At 41.6% G+C, this 22,287-nt stretch carries 22 protein-coding genes; 2 read left to right on the top strand and 20 right to left on the bottom strand.

The genetic code is table 11. The features are described from left to right. Positions 1 to 230: 230 nt before the first annotated feature. The 17 genes from Q4574_RS19710 to pilM form a co-directional block, all read right to left on the bottom strand. Positions 231 to 4,568 (bottom strand): DUF6701 domain-containing protein, encoded by a 4,338-nt coding sequence (locus tag Q4574_RS19710; RefSeq protein WP_303476934.1) that lies wholly within the window; start codon positions 4,566 to 4,568, stop codon positions 231 to 233. A gap of 2 nt (positions 4,569 to 4,570) precedes the next feature. Beyond that, positions 4,571 to 5,005, bottom strand: a complete 435-nt coding sequence (locus Q4574_RS19705; protein ID WP_303476931.1) for a type II secretory pathway protein — start codon at positions 5,003 to 5,005, stop codon at positions 4,571 to 4,573. Next, a complete protein-coding gene (locus tag Q4574_RS19700; RefSeq protein WP_303476928.1) occupies positions 4,995 to 5,816 on the bottom strand; it encodes a prepilin-type N-terminal cleavage/methylation domain-containing protein in 822 nt (273 codons plus the stop codon). The genes Q4574_RS19705 and Q4574_RS19700 overlap by 11 nt, the downstream gene beginning before the upstream one ends. Then, positions 5,816 to 6,421 (bottom strand): prepilin-type N-terminal cleavage/methylation domain-containing protein, encoded by a 606-nt coding sequence (locus Q4574_RS19695; protein ID WP_303476925.1) that lies wholly within the window; start codon positions 6,419 to 6,421, stop codon positions 5,816 to 5,818. The genes Q4574_RS19700 and Q4574_RS19695 overlap by 1 nt, the downstream gene beginning before the upstream one ends. Continuing rightward, a complete protein-coding gene (locus Q4574_RS19690; RefSeq protein ID WP_303476923.1) occupies positions 6,408 to 6,941 on the bottom strand; it encodes a prepilin-type N-terminal cleavage/methylation domain-containing protein in 534 nt (177 codons plus the stop codon). The genes Q4574_RS19695 and Q4574_RS19690 overlap by 14 nt, the downstream gene beginning before the upstream one ends. A 43-nt stretch (positions 6,942 to 6,984) precedes the next feature. Beyond that, positions 6,985 to 7,497 carry a prepilin-type N-terminal cleavage/methylation domain-containing protein gene (locus tag Q4574_RS19685; protein WP_303476920.1) on the bottom strand — a complete coding sequence of 171 codons (513 nt, stop codon included), beginning with the start codon at positions 7,495 to 7,497 and terminating at the stop codon, positions 6,985 to 6,987. A 111-nt stretch (positions 7,498 to 7,608) separates the two neighbouring features. Next, complete coding sequence (locus Q4574_RS19680; RefSeq protein ID WP_303476918.1) at positions 7,609 to 8,202, bottom strand: prepilin-type N-terminal cleavage/methylation domain-containing protein; 594 nt, start codon at positions 8,200 to 8,202, stop codon at positions 7,609 to 7,611. A gap of 173 nt (positions 8,203 to 8,375) precedes the next feature. Beyond that, entirely contained in the window at positions 8,376 to 8,906 is a 531-nt protein-coding gene (locus tag Q4574_RS19675) for a hypothetical protein (RefSeq protein WP_303476915.1), read from the bottom strand. 32 nt (positions 8,907 to 8,938) lie between these two features. Next, the gene (locus Q4574_RS19670; protein ID WP_303476913.1) at positions 8,939 to 10,168 is read right to left on the bottom strand and encodes a type II secretion system F family protein; all 1,230 of its coding nucleotides are present in this window, start codon (positions 10,166 to 10,168) and stop codon (positions 8,939 to 8,941) included. Continuing rightward, positions 10,155 to 11,930 (bottom strand): GspE/PulE family protein, encoded by a 1,776-nt coding sequence (locus Q4574_RS19665; RefSeq protein WP_303476909.1) that lies wholly within the window; start codon positions 11,928 to 11,930, stop codon positions 10,155 to 10,157. Before Q4574_RS19665 ends, Q4574_RS19670 begins: the two co-directional genes overlap by 14 nt. After that, complete coding sequence (locus Q4574_RS19660) at positions 11,930 to 13,144, bottom strand: tetratricopeptide repeat protein (RefSeq protein WP_303476908.1); 1,215 nt, start codon at positions 13,142 to 13,144, stop codon at positions 11,930 to 11,932. The genes Q4574_RS19665 and Q4574_RS19660 overlap by 1 nt, the downstream gene beginning before the upstream one ends. Then, complete coding sequence (locus Q4574_RS19655) at positions 13,141 to 14,046, bottom strand: ExeA family protein (RefSeq protein ID WP_303476906.1); 906 nt, start codon at positions 14,044 to 14,046, stop codon at positions 13,141 to 13,143. The genes Q4574_RS19660 and Q4574_RS19655 overlap by 4 nt, the downstream gene beginning before the upstream one ends. A gap of 4 nt (positions 14,047 to 14,050) precedes the next feature. Next, a complete protein-coding gene (gene mshL / locus Q4574_RS19650) occupies positions 14,051 to 15,706 on the bottom strand; it encodes a pilus (MSHA type) biogenesis protein MshL (protein WP_303476904.1) in 1,656 nt (551 codons plus the stop codon). Beyond that, positions 15,696 to 16,040 (bottom strand): hypothetical protein, encoded by a 345-nt coding sequence (locus Q4574_RS19645; protein WP_303476901.1) that lies wholly within the window; start codon positions 16,038 to 16,040, stop codon positions 15,696 to 15,698. The genes mshL and Q4574_RS19645 overlap by 11 nt, the downstream gene beginning before the upstream one ends. Then, positions 16,030 to 16,710, bottom strand: coding sequence for a type II secretion system protein GspM (gspM, locus tag Q4574_RS19640; RefSeq protein ID WP_303476899.1), 681 nt, complete (start codon positions 16,708 to 16,710; stop codon positions 16,030 to 16,032). Before gspM ends, Q4574_RS19645 begins: the two co-directional genes overlap by 11 nt. Beyond that, positions 16,707 to 17,312 (bottom strand): PilN domain-containing protein, encoded by a 606-nt coding sequence (locus tag Q4574_RS19635; RefSeq protein ID WP_303476897.1) that lies wholly within the window; start codon positions 17,310 to 17,312, stop codon positions 16,707 to 16,709. Before Q4574_RS19635 ends, gspM begins: the two co-directional genes overlap by 4 nt. Further along, positions 17,302 to 18,237 (bottom strand): type IV pilus biogenesis protein PilM, encoded by a 936-nt coding sequence (gene pilM, locus Q4574_RS19630; RefSeq protein ID WP_303476894.1) that lies wholly within the window; start codon positions 18,235 to 18,237, stop codon positions 17,302 to 17,304. Before pilM ends, Q4574_RS19635 begins: the two co-directional genes overlap by 11 nt. Before the next feature lie 277 nt (positions 18,238 to 18,514). Between pilM and Q4574_RS19625 the strand changes: the two genes are divergently transcribed. Beyond that, positions 18,515 to 19,513 (top strand): alpha/beta hydrolase, encoded by a 999-nt coding sequence (locus Q4574_RS19625; RefSeq protein ID WP_303476892.1) that lies wholly within the window; start codon positions 18,515 to 18,517, stop codon positions 19,511 to 19,513. 61 nt (positions 19,514 to 19,574) lie between these two features. On the opposite strand, the gene Q4574_RS19620 is transcribed toward Q4574_RS19625, so the two are convergent. Both Q4574_RS19620 and Q4574_RS19615 read right to left on the bottom strand, forming a co-directional pair. Further along, the gene (locus Q4574_RS19620) at positions 19,575 to 20,132 is read right to left on the bottom strand and encodes a hypothetical protein (protein ID WP_303476890.1); all 558 of its coding nucleotides are present in this window, start codon (positions 20,130 to 20,132) and stop codon (positions 19,575 to 19,577) included. After that, on the bottom strand, positions 20,132 to 20,344 hold the full coding sequence (locus tag Q4574_RS19615) for a hypothetical protein (RefSeq protein WP_303476888.1): 213 nt from the start codon (positions 20,342 to 20,344) through the stop codon (positions 20,132 to 20,134). Before Q4574_RS19615 ends, Q4574_RS19620 begins: the two co-directional genes overlap by 1 nt. Positions 20,345 to 20,429: 85 nt before the next feature. Between Q4574_RS19615 and Q4574_RS19610 the strand changes: the two genes are divergently transcribed. Beyond that, positions 20,430 to 21,212: a hypothetical protein gene (locus Q4574_RS19610; protein WP_303476885.1), complete on the top strand. Its 783-nt coding sequence runs from the start codon at positions 20,430 to 20,432 to the stop codon at positions 21,210 to 21,212. A 6-nt stretch (positions 21,213 to 21,218) separates the two neighbouring features. On the opposite strand, the gene Q4574_RS19605 is transcribed toward Q4574_RS19610, so the two are convergent. After that, positions 21,219 to 22,007: a caspase family protein gene (locus tag Q4574_RS19605; protein ID WP_303476883.1), complete on the bottom strand. Its 789-nt coding sequence runs from the start codon at positions 22,005 to 22,007 to the stop codon at positions 21,219 to 21,221. Positions 22,008 to 22,287: the final 280 nt, after the last annotated feature.

Raw genomic sequence — 22,287 nt, 5'->3', positions numbered from 1 at the left:
TGTAGGCGGGTGCTTTAGCCCCGCACAAAATCAGCGGAACATGCGATATGCCCATGGCCTAAAGACCATGCTACAAGAACACCTGTAGGCGGGTGCTTTAGCCCCGCACAAAATCAGCGGAACATGCGATATGCCCATGGCCTAAAGACCATGCTACAAGCCCCGCACAAAATCAGCGGAACGTGCGATATGCCCATGGCCTGAAGACCATGCTACATTATCGTGGAAGATTAATTTCCGGTTTCGCGCCAATGTATAATTCGGTCGTTTCCGCGAAACTGGCCAAAGGAAACAATCGCCGATGGATTGCCAATCCCACTATCGCTTCCATTCCAGTCATACTGCAAAAAATCATCCCAAGTAATTGAGGCATCCCCGACAGGTAACAACTCAATCCGATACTCGCCCATAACTGAAATATCTGCATTTTTGACGTCAATGCCCTCAAAACCGAGGGTTTTGCCGCTGGTCATACCAAAATCGCTGGTTAACACGCTAATTGCTGAAGTACTCGAACCACTGGAATCTGTGATAATGAAATCACTCGCAGTTAAGGTTAGTAAGGTACAAGTATCATCGGTGTTTTGAATAAAATCAGTTCCATTAAAATACTCAGTTGAAACGGGTAGCAGAATGTTTTCTGTCTCTGGGCCAAACCCGTTATCTATAACAATCCGTCCCCAACGATATTCAGTTCCGCCAATAGCAACTAAATTAAGCATATTATTAGTATCATCCAAAGCACCAACTGAAGAGACAGCATCACAGTCATCATTTATGTCATAACTTTGATGGTAACAGACCGGCGCACTAGCATAAGTGCTGTCAGTGAAGAAACTCGGTAAAATGTTCATTTCCAAACTCGCCGAAAAAGGACCATAAGGCGTAGTTGATTTAGAATAATTTATATATGCATTATTTATTGTTAAGGCTCTGCTACCTGCAACGCCTTGATCGGTCACATCCATATCTGGAGAACCATAAAAGTTGATACTGCCAACATGTCCACTATCAGACATAATTATATAATCTTCACTCGAAGAACCTAACCACGACCATAAACTATCTAGTTGATAGTGGGTGGTAATGTTTCCTTTTGCATTCATTGCGGTCACAACGAATTGTGGAGGTGTCGCAAAAGCCGTATTCTGACCTAAATACGTAAAACCAGATGTTACCGCACAGTTATCCGCTAACTGGGGCGAGTTTGCATCCACATCAAAATATGCGGGTATAAAGAGGCCCAAAGTAATAGGGCTGCCGCCGCCGGCAGAAGTGGAGCCTATCGTATGACCGAAATAATCTGCATCACGAATATCCAAATTAACCGTCCCATACTCAGCATAATCGGCGGTAAAACTATACACACCATTACTGCTGGCAATATTTGTATTACTGGCAGAAATGACACTTGACTTAAAGCTGCCGGTTTCAGAGGCGACAATAGTACCGCTTTGCGCATACGTCAGCACACCGCTATCACCGCTGATACTTGTTGGAAGAGCTCGCTGTAGCCACAATTCAATTTGCTGTGGCTGATAGTTAGGTAAAATCCCGTTATCACTTCCCCGCGCTGTCACCTCTAAGCCAAATTCCCCCCCTGCACGACTCAAAGACGTAGTTGAAGTAGATTGTATGTCTATTCTGTCAGGGTAAACCACAAATTGAGTAGACCCACTTAAGTAAGTGGCATCATCAATTTCACTTTGCACAGATAGACTTATTTGTCCCGCGTCTGCATAAGAGAAAGCCCCTAAAGAGGCGTAACCATTACTATCGAAAGTCAAAGACACGGTAGCGTCTGAGCCTGAGTTAATAGTGCCACTTCCGGTTTGTACTGGCGTTAAACAGCTACTCGGGTCATCACAACTTAAATTAAAGGTTAAATCTTGGGCCCCCACAAGGGCTGCGACACATTGATTACTGCCACTGGAATCGTCCGTTTGAATTGCCCGTAGTTGAGCCGAAGTAAAGTTACTCTCGGCTATCTGATCAGGGAAAGTGTCTGTTTTGCTAGCACCGATAAACTGAAAACCAGCATCACTGAAGGTTAAATCACAACTTCCACCTGAGACCCCGGTACATTCAACATTTTCATCCACCACATCTAAGGTCACAGTACCAGGATCAGGTTTACTCAAGGTTAAACTGGCTGGAGTATCCGCTAAAATAGTTACCGTTTCACCATCAGGCCAACCAGTATTAGGGCTCACCTTAACGGTAATATCTTGATCATAAAGCTCACTACAACTTTCATTAGCACAGGCTTTTATAGTGACAGGCTCAGGGTCGCAGGTTAAACCATTGCCATCATGATCAATTAGGTATTTATACACAAACGAACAAGTACTTAGGGCATCTTTGTCGAAATTCACCTCTGTGCTAGTTTGCACATAGTTATAAATACGAACTTCATCAAATTCGCCATTTGCAGAATTTTGAGTACTGCCATTGGAGAGATAGGCACTGCGATTATCACCTATGTATAAAGTGTCAAAATCGCCTATTTCAGTACTTAATCCCGATTGCGCAGTAATAGAAACACTTTGCTTAACGCCATCTAAATAGATTGCACTTGTTTTTGACTCTAAATCATAAGTTACTGCAACATGCACCCAAGTATCGGCTGCATAGGAAAGGCTCAATTTAGTTTGTGCACCAAAATTAAGGTCGTTTTCATCTTCTAGTTTAAAATCAAGCTGGCCACCGCTTAAAATCGCAAAGTAAAAGAAGCGAGAGTTACCCACATCACCTCCTACATCGGTTGATGCATCAAATAGCTGACGGGAATTGCCTGAATTCCAAGCCTCATTACTGCGATACCAAAATGAAATACTTCCTTTGTTGCCTATGACATTAACATCGATACCTGTGTCAATCCCATTAAACTGGCTGTCTAAGCTAGCACTAGCAGGTATTTCCATAGCACGACAGGCAACTTGTTCCGATGGATTAATGGGGATTGCCGCACCTAACGCCGTTGCATGATAGCCATTACTGGAGGAATCCGTGACTGTGTTGGCGCCTAGCCATTCACTTTGCTCAAATTGATATTGAGCAACTAGAATATCCGTTTCACAGGTAATACAAACACTTTCTGACTCCGCAAACAGGTTATCCACTTCCTCTTGACTCAACTGCCCTTGATATAGACGCACATCATCTATGTCACCCATAAAGTAGTCTTTCAAGTCATCGGGGGCAGATTCATTGTCACCGGTGTGAGATGCCCCAGCACCTAATATTATTGGCTCAGGGTTTCCGCCAATACCGCCTGTGTAAGTGTTAGTTGCAACTAATTGTTTATCAATATAAATTTTAATCCCAGAGCTGCCAAATGTGTACACCAAATGGTGCCATTGATTTTCAGAAATTAAGTTTGCGCTAGAGCTAAGATTGTAATTATTTGAGGTCGACTGGTGCCTGGCCTTGATGGCTCCATTTGACCCAACGTATATCGTTAAGTGTCCACCGCCGCTATCAAACCCCGTAGAATCTTTTGAAAATAGGGCTCGTCCATTAAAGTATGAATTACTTGGAGGGTCTAAATCATCAAGTCGAAACCACATGGCGATACTGCCATCGCTCAATTCAAAATTAGCATCGTGGGGAATATTGATATGTTCGCCGTTACCGGCATATTCACTGGCTTGACATAGCTTACCGTTGATATCAATGTTAGCACCGTCAATTGCGGTACCATTTTTACCAGCAACAATATCGATAACTTCGCCACTGGTGCCATCTAATGAGCAAACATCCATTGGCCAATGGGAGACTAAAACTGCGTCTAATTCTTCGCAATCTGGTTCTGTACTAGCCAAACTAAGCACTTGTGAATTTGAAAGTTTAAAGTCATAGATATAAACGTCTTCAAATTGTCCATTTGCTGAGTTACCCGTACCTTGGTTAACAATATAATTGCTGCGATTATCACCGATATAGAGAGTATCCATATCGCCAAGAAAATTGCGTAAGCTACTATCGGATCTTGTTAAAACCGTTCCAGATCCACCAGAAATTTCATAAATTTGAATCCGCTTATTTGATAAGTCCCATGTAACGGTAATGTGAACCCATTCATCTGCAGCATAGGATAACCCCGTGCGCTCGGCAGTAATATCGTAATCATTGTCGTCTTCTATGCCAAACTGTAAAGTTCCTCCCCCCAATGAGAGATAAAAATACTTATCCTGGCTAGGTGCTTGGTTTGATGCATCGAGTAACTGCCGTTTAGTTGAGTTAGACCAAGACAAATTGCTGCGATACCAAAAGGCGATACTACCGTCATTACCAACCTGATTTAAATCAACTTGCGTATCCACTGCGTCTTGCTCAGAAGAACTTGTATTGCGAGGAACATTTAATAAACGGCACGAGCCAGCTGAATACGAGACAGGTGAAACATCGCCAATTGGACTACCATGGTTGTTCTTATCAGAACTATCTAAGACAGAATCACTACCTGTCCATTCCAACTGATTAAATTGATAAAACCCTTCAATTTCATCAGCGTCAACAGCCCAGCTTGCCAACAGTAAAAAAACAACTGCATATAGAATTCTCATCTTCACTCCACAATTGCATCAACTGCCACAGTTCGACTAGCAACTATCCTTCCTGATTGGCAAATTCCAGTACTTTCAAAATGGTAGTATTGGGTGGTCTCATCTTCATATCCAGTGGTTAAGGTGCAACTTGAGACAGTGAGACAGTTCTGTAGTCCTGGCACGGAAGCGAAGGAAAACGTACTTAAGCTATCGCAACTACCAGACCCATCTTGAGTTAAAGGAAATGCGTCTTTAACATTGCGCTCCATAGATGATTGAGCAGCGTGTAAAGCTCTAGCGCCGTAGACTTCATGAATAACGGAATCGGAAGATGAACTCAGTAGCTTAACCATAGTCAGACCTAATAGGGTCATAATGACAATCACAAACAAGGCAATAATGAGCATGCTGCCAGATTGTTGATGCAAGGTTTTTTGAAAAGGCTTAGGGGACATTTGGAATATGTATCTCGTTGTTAAAAACGACGAGCTCCTCATTCAATTCAAAGCGTAAAAGTGTAATAACAAAGGCATTGCGGGTTAAACTTGCCTCTGCAATTCGAAATGGCATATCTTGAGTTGAACCGGTTAAATCATTTTGAATATTTTCAGCCATAAGCACCGCGCCACTAATGGACGTCGATTGGAAAGGCGACGTGGGGTACTGCTGCTTACGATATAATTTGTTATCAGTGACACAGAAACTAACAGGTGCCCCGGTAACATATGCCCTAGAACTGGGCGAATCCGTTTCAAATTGCTCCTCTGTTGCCAATGTCACGACTAACTTTTTAGAGTCTTCGGAATCTAGTTCCGGCTCACTTCCAAGGTAAAAACGCCGAGAAGATTCTCCATAAACGTGATCCACTGAGGTGGGATAGACGATGATAGATTGGTCATCTTCAAAACTATAATCATTTACAGCCGCATCGGTGGCAATTAGTTTAATTTCGTCACTTGCAGGCTCAGGAGCAACGGGAATATCAAAATAGAAACTACTAAATAGTATGGGAGTAAATTCCAGGCATTGTATGCTGCTATCCCCTGCAATTCTTAAGCTGTTTGGTAGGGCGTTACTAATTTCCAGGTTCATGCGCTGTATTGCAAACCGTCCTTGACTTAACAACTTGTCTCGCTCTACTACATCCACATAAATTTCTGTGCTTGTGCGTATAAAGCCGGCAATGCCTACTGAAACCAGACTCAATACCACCAGCACCGTTATTAATTCAACTAAAGTAAAACCGCCTTGTTTAATCCGTTGCATTAGTAATTACTCCGGTAAGCGGAAAACTCAATAGTTTCCCCCCCTGGCGTAGTTACATAAACGAGGATCAGTTTAGATGACTGATCACTATCGGTTACGCCATCCATATCCCCGTCGTAAGTCACCAAAACCGAAATACTAAAACCAGCGTACAGATTTTGACCGTCCACTAACAATATTTCGCCTAAGGAATTACGAATGATAGCATCAGAAAAACCGGCGCCCTGCTGTAGCCCATGGTAGTCATCAACGTCATCGAAGTTCGAATTTGTATTGTTGCGAAACTCTGAACTATCAGGGCCAAAGTTGCCAATAGGCGTGCAACTAATCTCCCCTGCATCATCTAAATCACCATCATCATTCAAGTCATCGTTACAGCGAACACTGTTTTGACTATTTTCGTCATACCCCATTGCGGTAATTTCACTAATAATAGTATTCGCTAATTCAGTGGCTCTAACTTGCATAATGGGGTCAACACTCTTTCCAGCTTGAGGGAATATCAACGTGGTAATGAATGTTAAGGCAATTGCGAAAACCACAATGCCGATAATCATTTCTATTAACGTAAACCCTGCTTGAACTTTAGAATTAGTCACAGGCATGTATATATCCCTGTGACTCAATACAAACCGATACCTCAGTATCACCCTGGAAGGTAATTTCTATAGCATTTGCACAAAAGCCACTGCCGTTATCAGGACAACCAAATCGATTAAATAATATGCTGCCACCTCCACTGGTAATAGTCACATTATCGGCTTCCATTTCATCGATATTAGCGACCATGTAGGCTGCCTCTTCGGAGCTATCAATGGTAGTTGAGCAAGACAATGCACGGGTACTATTTTTGTAAATAAGCGTCGGTGGACCAAACGAAGAATTTGCGCCAGTAAATATGTTCACCTGGAAACAATAGTCTTCGCGAGTATCGTTCATTGCGCGTTGTTGCATAGTGCGAAGAGAAGATATTAGACGAGCTTGATAAGTGTATTCTGCTACCCCTCCTGTTCCTTGGAAGCGAGGGGCAACAACTACGGCAAGAATACCCAGTATGATAACCACCACAATAAGCTCCACTATAGTGAAGCCTTTTGTATGCGTAATATTAGATGATATTCTCACCGTTATTCATCTGCAAAAAACCAGTTTTAATTGGCTTTGCTAATTAACAGCCAGTATCAACCACGGTAATGACTGGAGCACTATTTGCGTCAGCCGCATCGGTATAAATTACGTGGCATGCGTCATCGGTATAATCTGTCGCTGTTCCACCCGGTGCTATACCAAAAGTTCCAGCATCAGGAGTGGTCGCATCAGCAGTACCTAATACAAAGTTGAAATCGGTACCAATATCCAATTGTACCCAGCCAGCTAACATTGCTTCAGTCATTTCTTCTGCATCTGGGTATCCAAAGTCAGTCTGAACATCAACACCACTTACAGACACTTCAGAGGTATCATCCCCTGCGTTGGCTACAGTTTGTTGACCAGCAATAGCTGATTTTGCGTAAACCAACTGTGCACCACTTTGCATAGCAGCTTTCACACCTTTCAGGGTGCTAGCTGTAGCATCGCTGCTTAAGTCGATAAATCTTGGAGCGGCAGTAACCGCTAAAATACCTAAGATCACTATAACTATGATCAATTCAATTAATGTAAATCCGCGTTGTTGTTGCATGGTAGTTTCCTCAGTTTAAGTTTAATAATCTCAAGTTTTTAATTTATTTAAAATAGCAAAATAGAAAATTTGGGTATGCCTAACGATACTTTGGTATCGTTTTTTTACAGCCTAATTGTTACTAAAAACAATTACCTGACCAATTCTAGGGTCATAGATAAAGCCGTTTCCGGAATTTCTATCCGTGGGCTCAACGGTTAAGTTTTTAATGGTTTGAGTAAGATAATAAAAGCACAAATCATTGCCACCAGAGCCTTGTCCATCACTTGAATTAGTGAAATAACGGTAATCTTCAAAGGGTAAATCATTCCAATCAGAAGAAATCGTAGGTGCGCTTTGCATGATTAAATTAAATGTACTTTCACAATCAAGGTTATTGATATTGTCATCTTCAGTACTAGAATCGTTGCTAAGTTGCCCCGTGGGATACCCAGTGTCTTTGTCAATTCCCACTTGCACACCGTCAATCTCTACTGATGTAGTATTTGTACCAAAGTTTTCTTCTGGACGACCTTCTAATTCCCAGGCAGCGCGAACTAAACCAACCCCCGTTGCGAAGCCACCAGCAACACCTTCAACAGTGGCATCTTCGGCGTCTTTTGTAATATCTAACATTCGCGGCAATGCTGTGGCAGCAAGCAGCCCCAAAACGATGACCACTACGACTAGTTCGATAAGGGTAAAACCCCGTTGTTTAGTTTGCATGATTAACCTACCTTTTAGCTGATGAGAGGTGCCAGTTGAAAAATTCAAAAGTGACCTCTTCTTTATACCCAATTTTAATTTATATAATTCGTTTCTAACAATCTAACTTTGTTAACAGTAACTTAGTCAATCACCTACCTTCGTTTTACCATTTCAAACTAGAATTTAGTTTGCTAATCCAACAAGGGACTGACTTGCCCACTGGCAATTTGGTATTCGAAATAGGGCCCAACGGATAACCTAAAACGACATTTAGCATCATTCACTGCATCTTCAGGATCCGTGTCAGCAAAATATTCGGGGTAAACCTTAAACCCTTCAACACTCATAGAAACGTTGAGAATGGTTTGCCATAATTTTTCACACCCCTCAGTACTTGGCGCGGTTTTTGGGTAACCATTTAAACCCATTTCAATGGGCCGTCGATCTTTTTCTACCGCTTGGTTATTTCCGTCAGGTTGTGATTCGTAATGTACTAAAATAATTATTCTTGGCCGACCTTCAGCCTGCCATTGCCAATGTGAATTTGTCACACTTTGTGAAAACCTCTGCTGTAAGTTTTCCATCGCAACGTATTTCATATCAGGGGAACTAGTATTAAAATACAGCACAAAACTAGTGAGAATAGTGATAAACACGATTAACACTACAATTTTGCCGAATAACTGGCTGCTACTTTCTTGTCCCGCCTGATTTTTATCCAATTCAATTCCTAATCATGCACTTTTAGGCCACACTAACGACCTTTGTACGCGCCCATCATTTCCCACATGGGAGTAAATATACCTAATGCTAAAATCAACACCATCACTGCAACAATAACGATGAGTATAGGTTCAATTTTAGACGTTAAACTCTTTAAGTCATAATCCACTTCACGTTCGTAATAATCGGCTACCTCTGCGAGTAGTTCATCTACGCGCCCAGTTTCTTCGCCTACCGTGATCATTTGCATCACCAGGGGAGTGAATAATTCACTTGCATGGGCCACACGAGACAAACTTTCGCCTTTCTCGATGCTGCGCCGCATATTCAAAATTCTTTCCGACATAAAACGATTATCGACCGCATCAGCCACTAAATTAAGGGCTGCGGTCAGGGGAACCCCTGATACTAACATCATCGAAAAACTTCTAGCAAAACGTCCTAATAGTGTGCGCTCTAATACACCACCAATAACCGGTAAGCCTAGCTTACGTTTATCCCATTTATATCGGCCTACATCAGTGTTCAAATAACGTCTAATCCCGTAAATAACACCGCCAACAATAATTAGCATAAAGGGCCATTTGGTTACAAACATATCTGACATGCCAATCAAAAAGCGAGTCATTAATGGCAGTTCAGCGTCGAATTTTTTAAACATATCTGCAAATACTGGGATAACAAATATGTTCATCACGATCAGAGCAGCAATTAAGGCTAATATCACGAAAAAGGGGTAACGCATGGCCGATTTAATCTGTTTACGGGTTTCTTGTTCACGAATCAAATAATCAGATAGCTGCAAAAAAGCATCGTCTAATTTACCGGTGTTCTCCCCAACATGCACAACAGAAACAAACAATTGGTTAAAAATTTCGGGATGTTGATGCAAAGCAGACGAAAATGTTCGGCCTCGTTCCAATTGTTCTGCAACATCCTTTAATGCCAATTCCATCCGTTTCGAATTAGTGGAATCGGCTAAACCATTTACCGCTCGTAATATGGGAATACCCGCTCGAGTAAGGGAATACATTTGCCGCGAAAAAATGACTAAATCTTCTAAACTGACTTTTGGCGTAAAGAAGTTTATTTCACTACTTTGTTGCTTAGCACCACTTTGTTCACTACTTTCATAAATGTTAAGGGGAGTAACATTGCGTCCAACTAAAATTTTAGCCGCAGTAGACTGATCCACGGCTTCAATTAAGCCGCTAGTTAGCTCACCATTAGATGTGCGTCCAGTGTAATTAAACTGAGCCATCTACCTCACCTTCATGATTTGAACTGCTATGTTCTGAATCCTGTTGTTGAACTCCCTTATCGTCACTTTCTGCAACCATTTCCACAAGTCGAAGTACCTCTTCCACAGTGGTAAAGCCTAATTTTGCATATGACAGGGCAACACTAGCTAAAGGTGAATATCCAGGACTGTTTTGAGCAGCATGGCTAAATGCGACAGTATCTGCATTTTTCAACGCATCCATCATAGTTTCGGTCATTTCAAGTAGCTCAAAAACCCCTAAGCGACCGCGATAACCTTTCTGATTGCAGTTTTGACACCCAGTGCCTTTTTTAAAGGTGGCGCTTTTGGCACTGGCATCAATATTACTAAGCCAAAACATTTCCTCTTCATTTGGGGTGTAATCAACCTGACAGTTGTCGCAAACTCTTCTTACCAATCGTTGGGCGATAATTGCCCTGAGTGAACTCGCGACCAGATAACCTGGCGCGCCCATATCTAATAGTCGGATTGCACTACTGATAGCGTCATTTGTGTGCAAGGTAGACAGCACCAAGTGACCGGTTAAGGCGCCTCGTAGGCCTATTTCTACGGTTTCTGCATCACGCATCTCCCCAACCATAATAATATCGGGATCTTGACGAAGGGTAGTTCTAAGAATATTGGAAAACGTTAAGTCTATCTTATTGTTAATTTGAACCTGATTGATTCGTGGTAAACGATATTCAACTGGGTCTTCAACCGTAATAATTTTCGTATCGGGTTTGTTCAGCTCACTTAGCGCGCCATATAAAGTGGTTGTTTTACCTGAGCCGGTTGGCCCTGTAACCAGAATCATACCGTGGGGACGTTGCAGTAGAACTCGTAGGCGTCGCAGCATTGGGCCGGGCATGCCAGTTTGTTCAAGGGTCAGCAATCCAGCGGACTGATCAAGCAAACGCATCACCACAGATTCACCGTTTTGCACTGGCATAGTCGACAGTCGCACATCAACGGTGTGGCCTTTAATGCGCACTTGAGTGCGTCCATCTTGGGGCAAACGTTTCTCAGAAATATCCAGTCCCGACATCAATTTCAAGCGAAGCACCAATGCTGAGGCAATGTTCTTTTCTTTAATAATGGTTTCTTGCAAAGAGCCATCTACACGTTGCCGAATCCGCAATAAGCCTTCATCTGGTTCAATGTGAATATCTGAAGCTTTCGCTTGTAATGCATCTTCAAAGATGGATTGTAATAATCGAGCCACCGCGGTGTCTTGTTCAGACTCCAGACCACTGGCAAAATCAAACTCATCTTCGTTTTGATATTCTTCCGCCAACTCCTGGGCGAAGGATGCAATCTCTTCAGTGCGTCGATAGAAGCTATCGTATGCTGCGAATAATTGAGATTGAGAAACCACCGCTAATTTTAATGGTTTTGATAATAAAGTAGACAAGGCATCAACCGCATTGATGTCTGCAGGATCGCTCATCCCGACCAAAAGATGGTCGCCTTTATCATCTAAAACAATTGCACGGTAGCGACGCGCTTGTACCTCTGGCAATAGTTTTACACTTTCTGGCTGGACCCGATACTCAGGTATACTAATAAGCGGTACTTTCAAATGCTGTGACAAGAACGTCAGTAAGTCGTGCTCTGAAACAAACCCCTGCTCAACCAATACAGCACCCAATTTACGACCGGATTCGCGTTGAGCTGACAACGCCTGCATAAGTTGCTCTTCAGTAATAATGTTGTTTTGAACCAACAAGTCTCCGAGACGGATTTTAGCTTTAGGTTGCATTAGTTAACCCCTGCCAAATAGCGTATTCTTTGTTCAACAAATTCTTCCACCTCGACGGACATTTGGGATAGTTGTTTAACATTCTGATAGGCATCTAGCGCCCCACTCATGTTACCTAGTCGTTCTTCAACCACAGCCAAACCTAACCACCATTTGGCGTTTGCAGATTGGCTTTTAGTCAATTGTTGATAATCTGTTCTCGCTTGCTCAAAACGGTTTACCTTTTGCGCCAATGTTGCTCTATAGGCCACATAATCGGGAGCTTGATAAGCTGACACTGCGTGAGACATGAGTATTTCGAAACCTTCAACGGGTTTTTTCATTTGTTCATATAGTCTTGCTTGCATAATACGCAGCTCTAAGTTGCCGGGGTACAAATCTATGCCTGTTTGCAAGCTCATATTGGCTTTTTCATGTTCACCTTGGGCGAATAACATTGATGCCAACCTTTTTCTGGCAGCAGTATTATCTGGCGCAACTTTAACCAGCTTTTGGAGTAATTTAACAGCCGTGCGGTCATCTCCGCGCTTTAACGCCACCTGTATTTGTTGTTTTAAGGTTGCTTTATCAACAGCGGCTTGGCTCGACTTCATTTCGAAGACACCGTCAACGGTGTCGGATTCACCTAGTTTTTGTACTTCGGGCTGGGTAGAGGAAGTCTTCAATTTAGTCAGTTTCTGTTCAACCTTGCGTACCTCTACCTCTTTATCTTGAGCCGCTAATTGTTCATCTACTTCAATGTTTTGGTTATCAACTGACTGCTGTAGGTTATTTTGGCTTAGTTGATAATCACTTTGTTGCTCAACATTTTTTAGGTTTTGTGTGTCAACCGACGGGTTATCGTCTGCTTGTTGATTCACTGGGTTTAGGGGTTCAGATTGTTCAACCAGTTCAACCTCAGTTACTGTTGATTCATTAATTTGTAGTAGCTCTGAAACCACTTTAGGTTCTGAATTTGGCGTTTCCTCAAGCTGTTGTAGCGTATTTTGTTCTTGGTTTTCTGGCGTATTGACCACATCGATTGCTGATGTACTTGAGCTGAATAAATTGTCTTTAAAAAGCCACACCAGTAAAATTATTACTGATACCATCAGAATCAGATAAATACTTAAAAACGACTTTTTGGGTTCAGTCGACGGGCGGTAATCTGCTGACAATTCAGGTTCCGCCTTACGCTCCTCAAGATCCTGCAGCATTTTATTTACGACACTCATAACAACCAACTCTCATAAATAAAGGTAGCTGCTAATGCCAATAAAATTAATCCGGCAATAATGAAGATAAGACGTAAATGTCTGCTTGGTAAAAATGCCGCTTCTGTATCGTTGATAGCCAAGTTCACATGCTGAAGTGAGACTTCATGCTTGCCTTCACCATAGGCTAACATCAATGCCTTGTGGCATAATACATTGACAATCCGGGGCGTCCCTTTACTGGCTTTAAATAAACGTTCGCAGCATTTTTTACTAAATAACTCCTGTCCCTTATAGCCAGCTACGGCCATACGGTGCCTTACATACTGATAAACCTGGTCAGCATCCATTAAACGTAAATTATACGAAAACGTAATTCGTTGTTTTAGCTGCCTTAACTCAGGCAATGCGAGCTTTTGATCTAATTCTGGCTGTCCAAACAACACAACTTGTAATAATTTTCGAGACTCGGTCTCTAAATTCGTCATTAACCTAAGAGCTTCAATACTTTCCATCGGTAAAGCCTGAGCTTCATCGATAATCAATACCACACCTTTGTTTTGTTGATGAATATGAATAAGGCGTTGCTGAATACGATGGGTAAACTCTTGCTGATCAGAATGGTCAGTTAAGGCAACATTGAGCTCATTAGCGACAGATCTGCGCAATTCTGCTGGGCTAAGAAAAGGATTGGGAATATAGGCAGTGACAAAATCCCCCGGCAATTCATTTAATAGCTTACGGCATATGAGTGTTTTACCTGTACCTACCTCGCCTGTCACTTTAATAAAACCTTCACCGGTTTTAAGGGCAGTAATTAACACAGCCAGAGCTTCTTTGTGACTGGGGAGACCAAAGAAGTAGCTAGTATTCGGCGTTAATGTAAACGGTAATTCCTTAATACCGTAATGGTACAGGTACATAGTGTTATTCCACGTATAACCAATCAGCCATTTGATCACGACTTTGCTTCAATTGCTGCTTCCAGGTATTTGCATCAACCACCGTAGGCTTCAACAAAATGACCAACTCTTTTTTGGTTTCAATATCGTTTTTACTTTTGAAAAGATTTCCTAATAACGGAATATCACCTAATAACGGTGTTTTTGAATCAGTTTCAGACACTATGGATTGCATTAATCCACCAATAACAACTATTTCACCCGAGTTCGCATGAATAACCGTGTCCGATTCACGAATGTTGCTCTGCGCCAAAGGCAGCACATAACGTTCTTCATTTAGGGTAATGACTTTTTCTTGTTCATCGGTCTCAATGACGGAAGGATGAATATGCAATAACACGCCGCCTTTATCATCAATTTGGGGTGTCACATCTAATGCGATACCAGAAAAGAATGGCGTAAGCTCAATATTCGGGGTTACCGTAGTGGTCCCCGAGGTAATGGTGTTTTGATTGGAAACTTCGGTCACGAAGTACTCATCATCACCCACTTTAATCACCGCTTTTTGATTATTTGTGGCTGTCACTCTAGGACTCGACAGAACTTGCACATTACCTTGGGTTTCAAGCAAAGTTAAAACGCCAGAAAAGTCTTCATTTAAGAAAGATAAACTGGTGACATTCCCCAGTGCAGCACTGATTTGATTACCAAACGTACCAGCAGTAGTAGACAAACTAACTTGAGTGCTGCTATTACTATTCGCTATTTGATTCCAGTTGATACCTTGCTGATACTCATCGCTTAACGACACCTCAATGATTCGAGCTTCTAACACCACTTGTCGTTTAATAATTTCTTCAGATACTTTCAAATATTCTTTAACACTGCGGATTTCCCCTGGCATCGCACGTACCGTCACCAAACCAGCTTGAGGGGTCACCATTACCATGCGACCTTCTTCTGCCCCAACCATAGACGTTAACGTCTCTTTTAATTCAGTCCAGAAGTCAGTTTCTGTTCGCGTGCTAATATTGGTGCCATTGATGTTATTGCCACTGGAACTACTGCCAAGATTGTTGCCAGTAGAAGAATTACCCGTATAGTTATTAATGCTACTGGTATTAGAGTTTTGATTATTTTCGCTTTGGGTTACACCACCAGACGAGATACTGGTTTGGGTTGTACCATCACGTTGCATCAATAGGTAATTGACAGGAAACGTTTCTGTTCGCATACCAGCAGGAAAGACGCGAAAAATTTGGTCGAATTTCTGAACATCATAACCGTAAAGATCTGATACTAAATCAAACACTTGATCTAAGGACACCTGTTTTAAGCTCAAAGATATAGCGCCTTTAACTTCTGGGTGAACCGCTACGCTGTATGGCGTTCCCTCAACTAAGCCTGCAAAAAAACTGACGGCATCAACAGCTTTAGCGCTAATATCATATTTTTCTTCATCAAAAAGTGGCTCTTCACTTAACGATTGACCAGGTAACAACGCCTGACTTACCGCATCTGGCAGGTCGTTTAGAGGCATGCTTTGTTTACCTTGCATAGACTCAATTTGATATTCCATAGCTTGGTCCATGGACTTTTGAGCGGGCCCGGTTTCTGATGTTGATTGACAGCCAAACATGGTTAGCGACAATCCTAAAAGTACAGTTTGCTTAGAAGTCATTCGATGCATCTTTTTTAATTGAGTGTTGATTTAATAACAAATCGGTTTCACGGCCGTCTACAATTAAAACGACTCCGTCTTTATTTATCTTTTTCACTTGGTTTCCTCGCCAGCTTTCCCCTTCAGCAACGGATTCACCGTTTATTACCGCTACTCTACTATTAGCTTTAATAAACACAGCCGTCAATAAAATAGGTGCTGGACCACCTTCGTCTTTGCCGCTTTTAGCAGCAAGCAAGCCAACCCCTTTCGGCTTAGTTGGATCAACAAGCTGTTTAGCACCAAGTGAAAAACAAAGCATGACACCAAGGCATAAAGTGAATTTACGAATCATTGCGAACTCCAATAAATGCGCGACTGGTGCTTAAGGTATAAATTTCAATCTGAACCGAAGCGTCTGGATAATCCTCAACCTTATATTCAAACTTTTTCCAATAAAACTGGTAAGGCAGTGCTTCCACTTTTTGCAGGTACTTTTGTATCTCAAAATAGCCACCTTGCAAGGTTATTTGCACACCATGTTGGTACAAATTTACATCAGTAAGGGCTTGTTCCTCTTCCAGAGTAAGCAGAGGTGTTGGCGCAATTGAATGCATTGCGATTAACTTAAGCTGTTCAAATTGTTCAAATACTTGCTCTAATAGTATAGGCATATGCGAGGCGGGTACTAAGTTTTCCGTCTGTGCTTTGAGTTTGTCATCCGCTTCAGATATTCGCTGTTTGACAGACTGGAGGCGCGCTTTAATCGCTGCATCAGGGTCTTCTTGTAAGGTTTTCTGTAATACGGCAATTTTCCCATCTAATTTGGCGGCTTCATGCTTTTGTCTTTGAATTTCCATTTTTTCTCGATCCCATTTGTCTAAAACAGGTTCGACCAAAGTAACATAGCCCCCTATTAAAATAAGGGTCACAACTGCAATAATGGTTAAGGCACGCTCACGGGTGGTCAGGGCCGAAAATTTCGCGAGTATATCAGCGTATTGATTTCCCAAAGACTGACTCATTGCCCTTTCCCCTTCATATCATCAAGTTTAGAACTTAGGATAAATTGCAATTGTTGGTCTTCATTGCGGTACATACGCGCACCAGCAAAGTCGGTATTGATAAAGTAATTTGCTTGGTTGAGTTGTGAAAGCCATTGAGGAAGAGCTTTAGAATCACTGGCAGCACCTTCTAAATAAATATGGCGCTCATAAACTAAAATATTAGTCAGCCACAAATTGGCATTATGATTTTCTGCCAAGTCTATCATTAAGCTTGAGTAGCCTTGACTTCTTTGAGTTTGACGACTGTCCAATTCATCTAAAATAGTGCGCTTCATAACGAGTTCTTGCTGATGTTTTTCCACATCTGCCACAATCGCCACATTTTGAGTCCGAGTGTCTTTTGCTTCGATCAAGGATTTAGACAAGTCCTTTTTTTGTGCAATTTGGAAAAGTAAGGATTCAGTCTGCTTCTCTGCGTCGCCTAATGAATTGCTCGCCCAAAACCAGGCAATCACAATGCAAATGATGGACAAGGTGGCCAGCACTAAAAGAAAATTCAAATTGAGAAGTATAATTTTTGATTTGAAATCTTCTCTATAAAAATTAATTCTAGTTTTCATTGGCACTTCCGTTTTTCTGCACAAAAGCCGCGCCTAAACTTCCGATGAAACTACTCCGGTAAGCTAAGTCTTCGCTATGGGTAACATCAATATGCATAGCCTCTACAGTCATAAAGGTTAATTGCTGCATCATTTGCGCTAATTTTTCTATGTGTGGAGACTCAATTGCTAACAAAATTTTCTTCACTGGGGCTTGTCTGAGTTGGCTCTCGAAGTAATCCATTGAACGTTGAATTTCGACGCTCAAGTTGTCGCCTACTCCCATTTGCAACTCTTCTTCACTGAATGTAGGTAGATTTTCATAGCCACGCAATCGTCTTGAAAAGTACACCTGCCCTTGTTTTACAATGTTAAGGCATATTTCCTGACCCGATTCTTGTACAAGGGTTAGTATTGCATCATCACCAGACTCAACTAGATCGGCCATGATCAGCTCTAGTATACCGATACTTTTCAGCTCTAAACCTGTGTGCTCTATGCCGTTTGTTAACTCCTCAACCTTATCTTTAGGCAGAGCAACAACATTAACTTTATTCTCACCTGCACTTTGCACGGGTAACTCAAAATAGTCGACGACTATGTCATCCTGATTTGGCATGAGGTCTTTAACGCTCCAAACCAGAGCCTGAGCCATTTCACTTTCAGTTACCTGGGGTTTTTCTACTTGCTGAATTTGGTAATTACTGGGACTGAGAACGACATGACAAGGTGTGTTCGTTAAGGACTCTTGGGAAACATAGTTGTGCAGATGCTTCTGCCAATCGTGAATGGGGAGCAAATGTTGTTTCACCCATGTGATATTTTGCATTTCATCAGCTAGTACTGAAACCTGAATTGAATCGTCGCCAAATTCAAGCCCTACTGAGTAAAACTTTGAAGATGTTTTTAACCTTTGCTTTAGATACTCGCGCCAACCTGCATGCATAGTTCACGTTTTTATAATTTATTTATTATCAATCTATTACAGCAAACTTTTGGGCAAAGCGCTACAATAATTCAACCTTTTTAAGTTCAACTTTTGGGTAACATTCCCTCCCACTAAGCCAGCAATTTGTATAATCATCCATCTTTTCAATTCTATAATTCAGCATTTTGTCTATTTTAACCGCGAATCACTGGCTTAATCATGCCACTATTGATTAATGAAATATTAATGCCGGAACCTAATGATGAGGTTGAGAAAGTGCTTTTTGAAACAACTAATGAGAAGCGTTTTAACGCTTCTTTTAGGGCAGATTGCAATACTAGCCATGCCGCTATTTGCAACAGAAATTAGTGTTGAATCAATGGAAGTTAAGATAGACGAGCATCCATTACACGTATCTTTTTGGGGTGAAAAAAATGCACTTCAAAAGCCTTGGGTGGTTCTTATCTCTGGGCCCATTGATAGCTGGCATTCAGATTCAGCCTGGTTTGCTGCAAGTGCGCCAATTTTAGCCCAGCATTACAGGGTAATTGCCATTGACCGCGCCGCGACTGTGGTTAACTTAGCAGACGCACCTGTTGGCTATACTCACTTTGCACTAGATTTAAACTTAACCTTACAGCATTTCAATATACAAAATGCCACTCTAGTGGCATTTGCCAGCAGTAATATCAGCGCGCAAATAGCCTTGCAAGAGAATAGGGAAAAACGAGTTTCCAACGTGGTGTTAATCGATCCCGACGTGCTCAGTGAATTTTCAATTGCCCGATACAACCAAGATGCACTGCCGTTTAAAAACAACTTAGAAAAGTACTTAACGTATATTTCACAACACAAATATTCAGCTAGAGTTAAACAGAAAAACCAAGCAGATTTAGAGAAGCTAACGTCATTATCAACATTAGCGACTACAAACTGGCAGTATGTGACCAAGTTGATGGACAAGCGGTTAGAAATTCATAACCAAAAGAATTTATTTATTGAAATTGCCAATTACCATCAGGATTTGCAACAAGCAGCTAAACTAGTTTGGCCTCAACACATACCCACAGTGATTATCGACACTCAGTTTGAAGATAGTTACATTGCCCAAACAGACAACCAAGAACAAAAAGCTGGATTAATAAAGTGGCAGAAGGACGGTACTGAGTATTATCAGCGTCTTGTTAGACTTTCCGACCAAAACCGTTACCTGACAACGCCTAGCAAAGCGCATTTATTTCAATTTGAACGCCCTTTTGAACTATTATCAATTATTCAGCAGTTGCGAGAATAACGACACCAGGGGTGCTTATTGAAACCAGCCCCCCATAATCAGAGCCCCTGTGCAGTCTATCTTAGGAATCGCAGATACTCTTTCCATTACCTGCATAGAAATTTAATAAGCGATCAAATTTGTCAGGGTTATTCCACTTCTCTCGAATATTACAAATATATGGATAAAACGTACGAATAAACGCCCTACCATCGGTATCAAAAAATTGTTCTGCAACAGCATCATCACATAAGGTCAGATCTCTACACAGTATAATCTGCTCATAAAAAGTGAAAATTTGATCCAAAGGGCCTGATAACTGGTCGTTTTCAACTTGTCTATTAATAAACTCTTTGTACTGACCAGCAACGTTGTCTGGTTGGATTGATGGATCGGTTAATACCTGATTGATTTCATCGACATGGGCCGTCATGGAATCGGTAATTTTAAGTCTAGCCTGCATCAACAAACCATCACTATGGTAACGTTCAACAAATGCCATACTTCGGTCCACTCTCACCGCATCTTTGTGCTCTAAATATTGAAATACCCCAAAAATACCGCCAATAACCACAGCCAGTGCAGCAATCCATGTTCCTGCAACTTCAGCAATTTGGAGTTTTAGTTCTTGTGGGTCCATTAAGGTTCGCAGACCGGCAAGTTTTTATTCACCAAACAGGGATCGTACCCTCTTTGTGTTTCGTCACCCGCATCACAGCTTTCTTGTTTTTCACTACGGCATTGCGGCTCTTCAATGGGCTCGTCGGTGGAATTGCACCCGCCAATAAAAAATAAGCACACGACGGTAAAGAGGATAGGAAGGTATGACGTTAAGCGTTTGCTGGTATTCATTTATTTGGCCTATTCTTTGCTATGTATTAACAATACTATTAGTCTTAGTTAATTGCACAAAAAAATAACAATTAGAGGGCAAATAATGAACAATCGCTACTCCATAGTATTCGTTCTAACGCTTTTAGCATCGCCTTTAAGCTTTGCAAGCTCTTCTTTACAAGACATTCGATTTGTTACCGGTGCATCATTAGGGTATAGCAACTTTGCATTTTCTGAAAAGCTAGACCATGAAATTAGCTTTCCCAGCATCAATATCCCCCTCGCTATGACCCTTGAAAACTGGCAGTTGTCTGCCAACTTACAAACAACATTAAAAGATGCGGATATATCCGAAGAAGAAGATACAGGTAAAGCCTCTCGTGATGATCTAGACATTACATTAGGCTATCGTTTGAATAAAAATTGGACGTTATTTGGCGGCTATAAATATGGCAATACTAAAATCCAATTTACCCCACGGGATATTGAAGAAGAGGATCAACTCAGTGTTACCGATGAAAGATATAAGCAAAAAGGGCCATTTATTGGTATCAGTTATCACTGGCACTTTGAGAAAGCAGGCAGTCTTAGTTTATCTGTTGCCTTTGCTGATCTGGATGCCACCAATGTGTTTTCAGAAAATACCGATGAAGAAGAAGAGGAAGAGCTAACGGAATTTGATGATTTAACGGGTAACCTAACAGGTGATACAAAAGGGTTTAGCTATAGTTTAAGCTGGACAATGCCGGTTTCCAGCAACTTGTTATTTCAAACCCGCTTTAAAATTAATGATTATCAGCAAGATATAAATTATAACGATATGCAGTTCAATGGTATTGATGAATCGTTCACCTCTTTGCATATTGGACTAGCTTATGTTTTTTAAACCCATTCAAAACACTACTATATTGGGCACTTCCTTGTTTTTCGGTGGGCTGAAATAGACTTCCCCAAGTAACGATGAATGTTCCCACGGAATTTGCCTGTTGCGTGTTTCTTTAGCCACTGCAGACCTGACTTTTTTAAAGATTTCTTCAATTGAGATACTTTCAGAAATATATTTGAGTAAGTGCTTAGTATAAACACCGTTTTCGCTTTTGCCATCTGAGGCTACTCCGCCTGGTTCTGTAGCGAAAGCAATTAACGTAGCTGCAGGGGCTTTAACCGGCGCTAGTCCTTGTGACGAAAAAGCGCTGCCTTCAAATGGATTATTCCGACACGCGTCTAGAATGACAATGTTTTGTAATTTCTTAGTCTTATTCATCAGTTCAAATAAATGTGAAAGATTATATAGTTGACCAACAAACTCTTGCTCGCTTTCAAACTGAATATTGAGGGGAATTAGGTAATTCGCGTGGTTAATTTGGATTGCATGTCCAGCATAATACACAACCGCGAGCTTTTGACTGCCGGGTGCCCGGTCCACCTCATCGTAAAACCTGTTAATTCCCTGCTGCAACGACAGAAAGTTAGCATCTGTTAGGGTTGTCACCCGAAACCCAAGTTCAAAAAAAGCGTCAGAAATTGCTTCTGCGTCATTCAGGGTGTTTTGCAAAGGCGCTAATTGATAATTTTGATTGCCAATCACCAACGCAAAACGCTCAGTGTTGACGGCATAGGCGCGACCTAAAACTGAGCAAAAACTTGCAACAGTGAGTAGAAGAAAGACAATCCAGCGCATTGGGCAGCAACCTAGTGAAACCAGATCTCAAGCATACTGCTTTATCATGGAATACTCAAAATTGCTCATGATAACTGTTTAAGGCTATTCATTTATCGGCCAGTTAGAATAAACCAAGGTCTTTTGAAAAGCCCCGCAACTGATTTTTGGTGAGCTAAAAGGTAACAACACCCTGAGCCTCTAGTGGCAAGTTATTGAGCATTAAGTTCGGCACTGAGATTAAAATTCAGATGAGTAGTTATTTAATCAAGTCGCCTTTAGGCAACTTTCTTATGTTGGC

The organism is Aliiglaciecola sp. 3_MG-2023 (genome assembly GCF_030548205.1).
In the GTDB taxonomy this organism is placed as follows: Bacteria; Pseudomonadota; Gammaproteobacteria; order Enterobacterales; family Alteromonadaceae; genus Aliiglaciecola.
This window is presented reverse-complemented; position numbering and strand designations above follow the sequence as displayed.

Bases quoted from the DNA above. Each gene is read 5' to 3' on its own strand.
- Q4574_RS19695 (WP_303476925.1), bottom strand. From the start codon at position 6,421: ATGCCTGTGACTAATTCTAAAGTTCAAGCAGGGTTTACGTTAATAGAA.
- Q4574_RS19700 (WP_303476928.1), bottom strand. From the start codon at position 5,816: ATGCAACGGATTAAACAAGGCGGTTTTACTTTAGTTGAATTAATAACG.
- Q4574_RS19645 (WP_303476901.1), bottom strand. From the start codon at position 16,040: ATGATTCGTAAATTCACTTTATGCCTTGGTGTCATGCTTTGTTTTTCA.
- Q4574_RS19655 (WP_303476906.1), bottom strand. From the start codon at position 14,046: ATGTACCTGTACCATTACGGTATTAAGGAATTACCGTTTACATTAACG.
- Q4574_RS19660 (WP_303476908.1), bottom strand. From the start codon at position 13,144: ATGAGTGTCGTAAATAAAATGCTGCAGGATCTTGAGGAGCGTAAGGCG.
- Q4574_RS19635 (WP_303476897.1), bottom strand. From the start codon at position 17,312: ATGAAAACTAGAATTAATTTTTATAGAGAAGATTTCAAATCAAAAATT.
- pilM (WP_303476894.1), bottom strand. From the start codon at position 18,237: ATGCATGCAGGTTGGCGCGAGTATCTAAAGCAAAGGTTAAAAACATCT.
- Q4574_RS19685 (WP_303476920.1), bottom strand. From the start codon at position 7,497: ATGCAACAACAACGCGGATTTACATTAATTGAATTGATCATAGTTATA.
- mshL (WP_303476904.1), bottom strand. From the start codon at position 15,706: ATGACTTCTAAGCAAACTGTACTTTTAGGATTGTCGCTAACCATGTTT.
- Q4574_RS19610 (WP_303476885.1), top strand. From the start codon at position 20,430: ATGAACAATCGCTACTCCATAGTATTCGTTCTAACGCTTTTAGCATCG.
- Q4574_RS19680 (WP_303476918.1), bottom strand. From the start codon at position 8,202: ATGCAAACTAAACAACGGGGTTTTACCCTTATCGAACTAGTCGTAGTG.
- Q4574_RS19705 (WP_303476931.1), bottom strand. From the start codon at position 5,005: ATGTCCCCTAAGCCTTTTCAAAAAACCTTGCATCAACAATCTGGCAGC.
- Q4574_RS19670 (WP_303476913.1), bottom strand. From the start codon at position 10,168: ATGGCTCAGTTTAATTACACTGGACGCACATCTAATGGTGAGCTAACT.
- Q4574_RS19710 (WP_303476934.1), bottom strand. From the start codon at position 4,568: ATGAGAATTCTATATGCAGTTGTTTTTTTACTGTTGGCAAGCTGGGCT.
- gspM (WP_303476899.1), bottom strand. From the start codon at position 16,710: ATGAGTCAGTCTTTGGGAAATCAATACGCTGATATACTCGCGAAATTT.
- Q4574_RS19615 (WP_303476888.1), bottom strand. From the start codon at position 20,344: ATGAATACCAGCAAACGCTTAACGTCATACCTTCCTATCCTCTTTACC.
- Q4574_RS19665 (WP_303476909.1), bottom strand. From the start codon at position 11,930: ATGCAACCTAAAGCTAAAATCCGTCTCGGAGACTTGTTGGTTCAAAAC.
- Q4574_RS19625 (WP_303476892.1), top strand. From the start codon at position 18,515: ATGAGAAGCGTTTTAACGCTTCTTTTAGGGCAGATTGCAATACTAGCC.
- Q4574_RS19620 (WP_303476890.1), bottom strand. From the start codon at position 20,132: ATGGACCCACAAGAACTAAAACTCCAAATTGCTGAAGTTGCAGGAACA.
- Q4574_RS19605 (WP_303476883.1), bottom strand. From the start codon at position 22,007: ATGCGCTGGATTGTCTTTCTTCTACTCACTGTTGCAAGTTTTTGCTCA.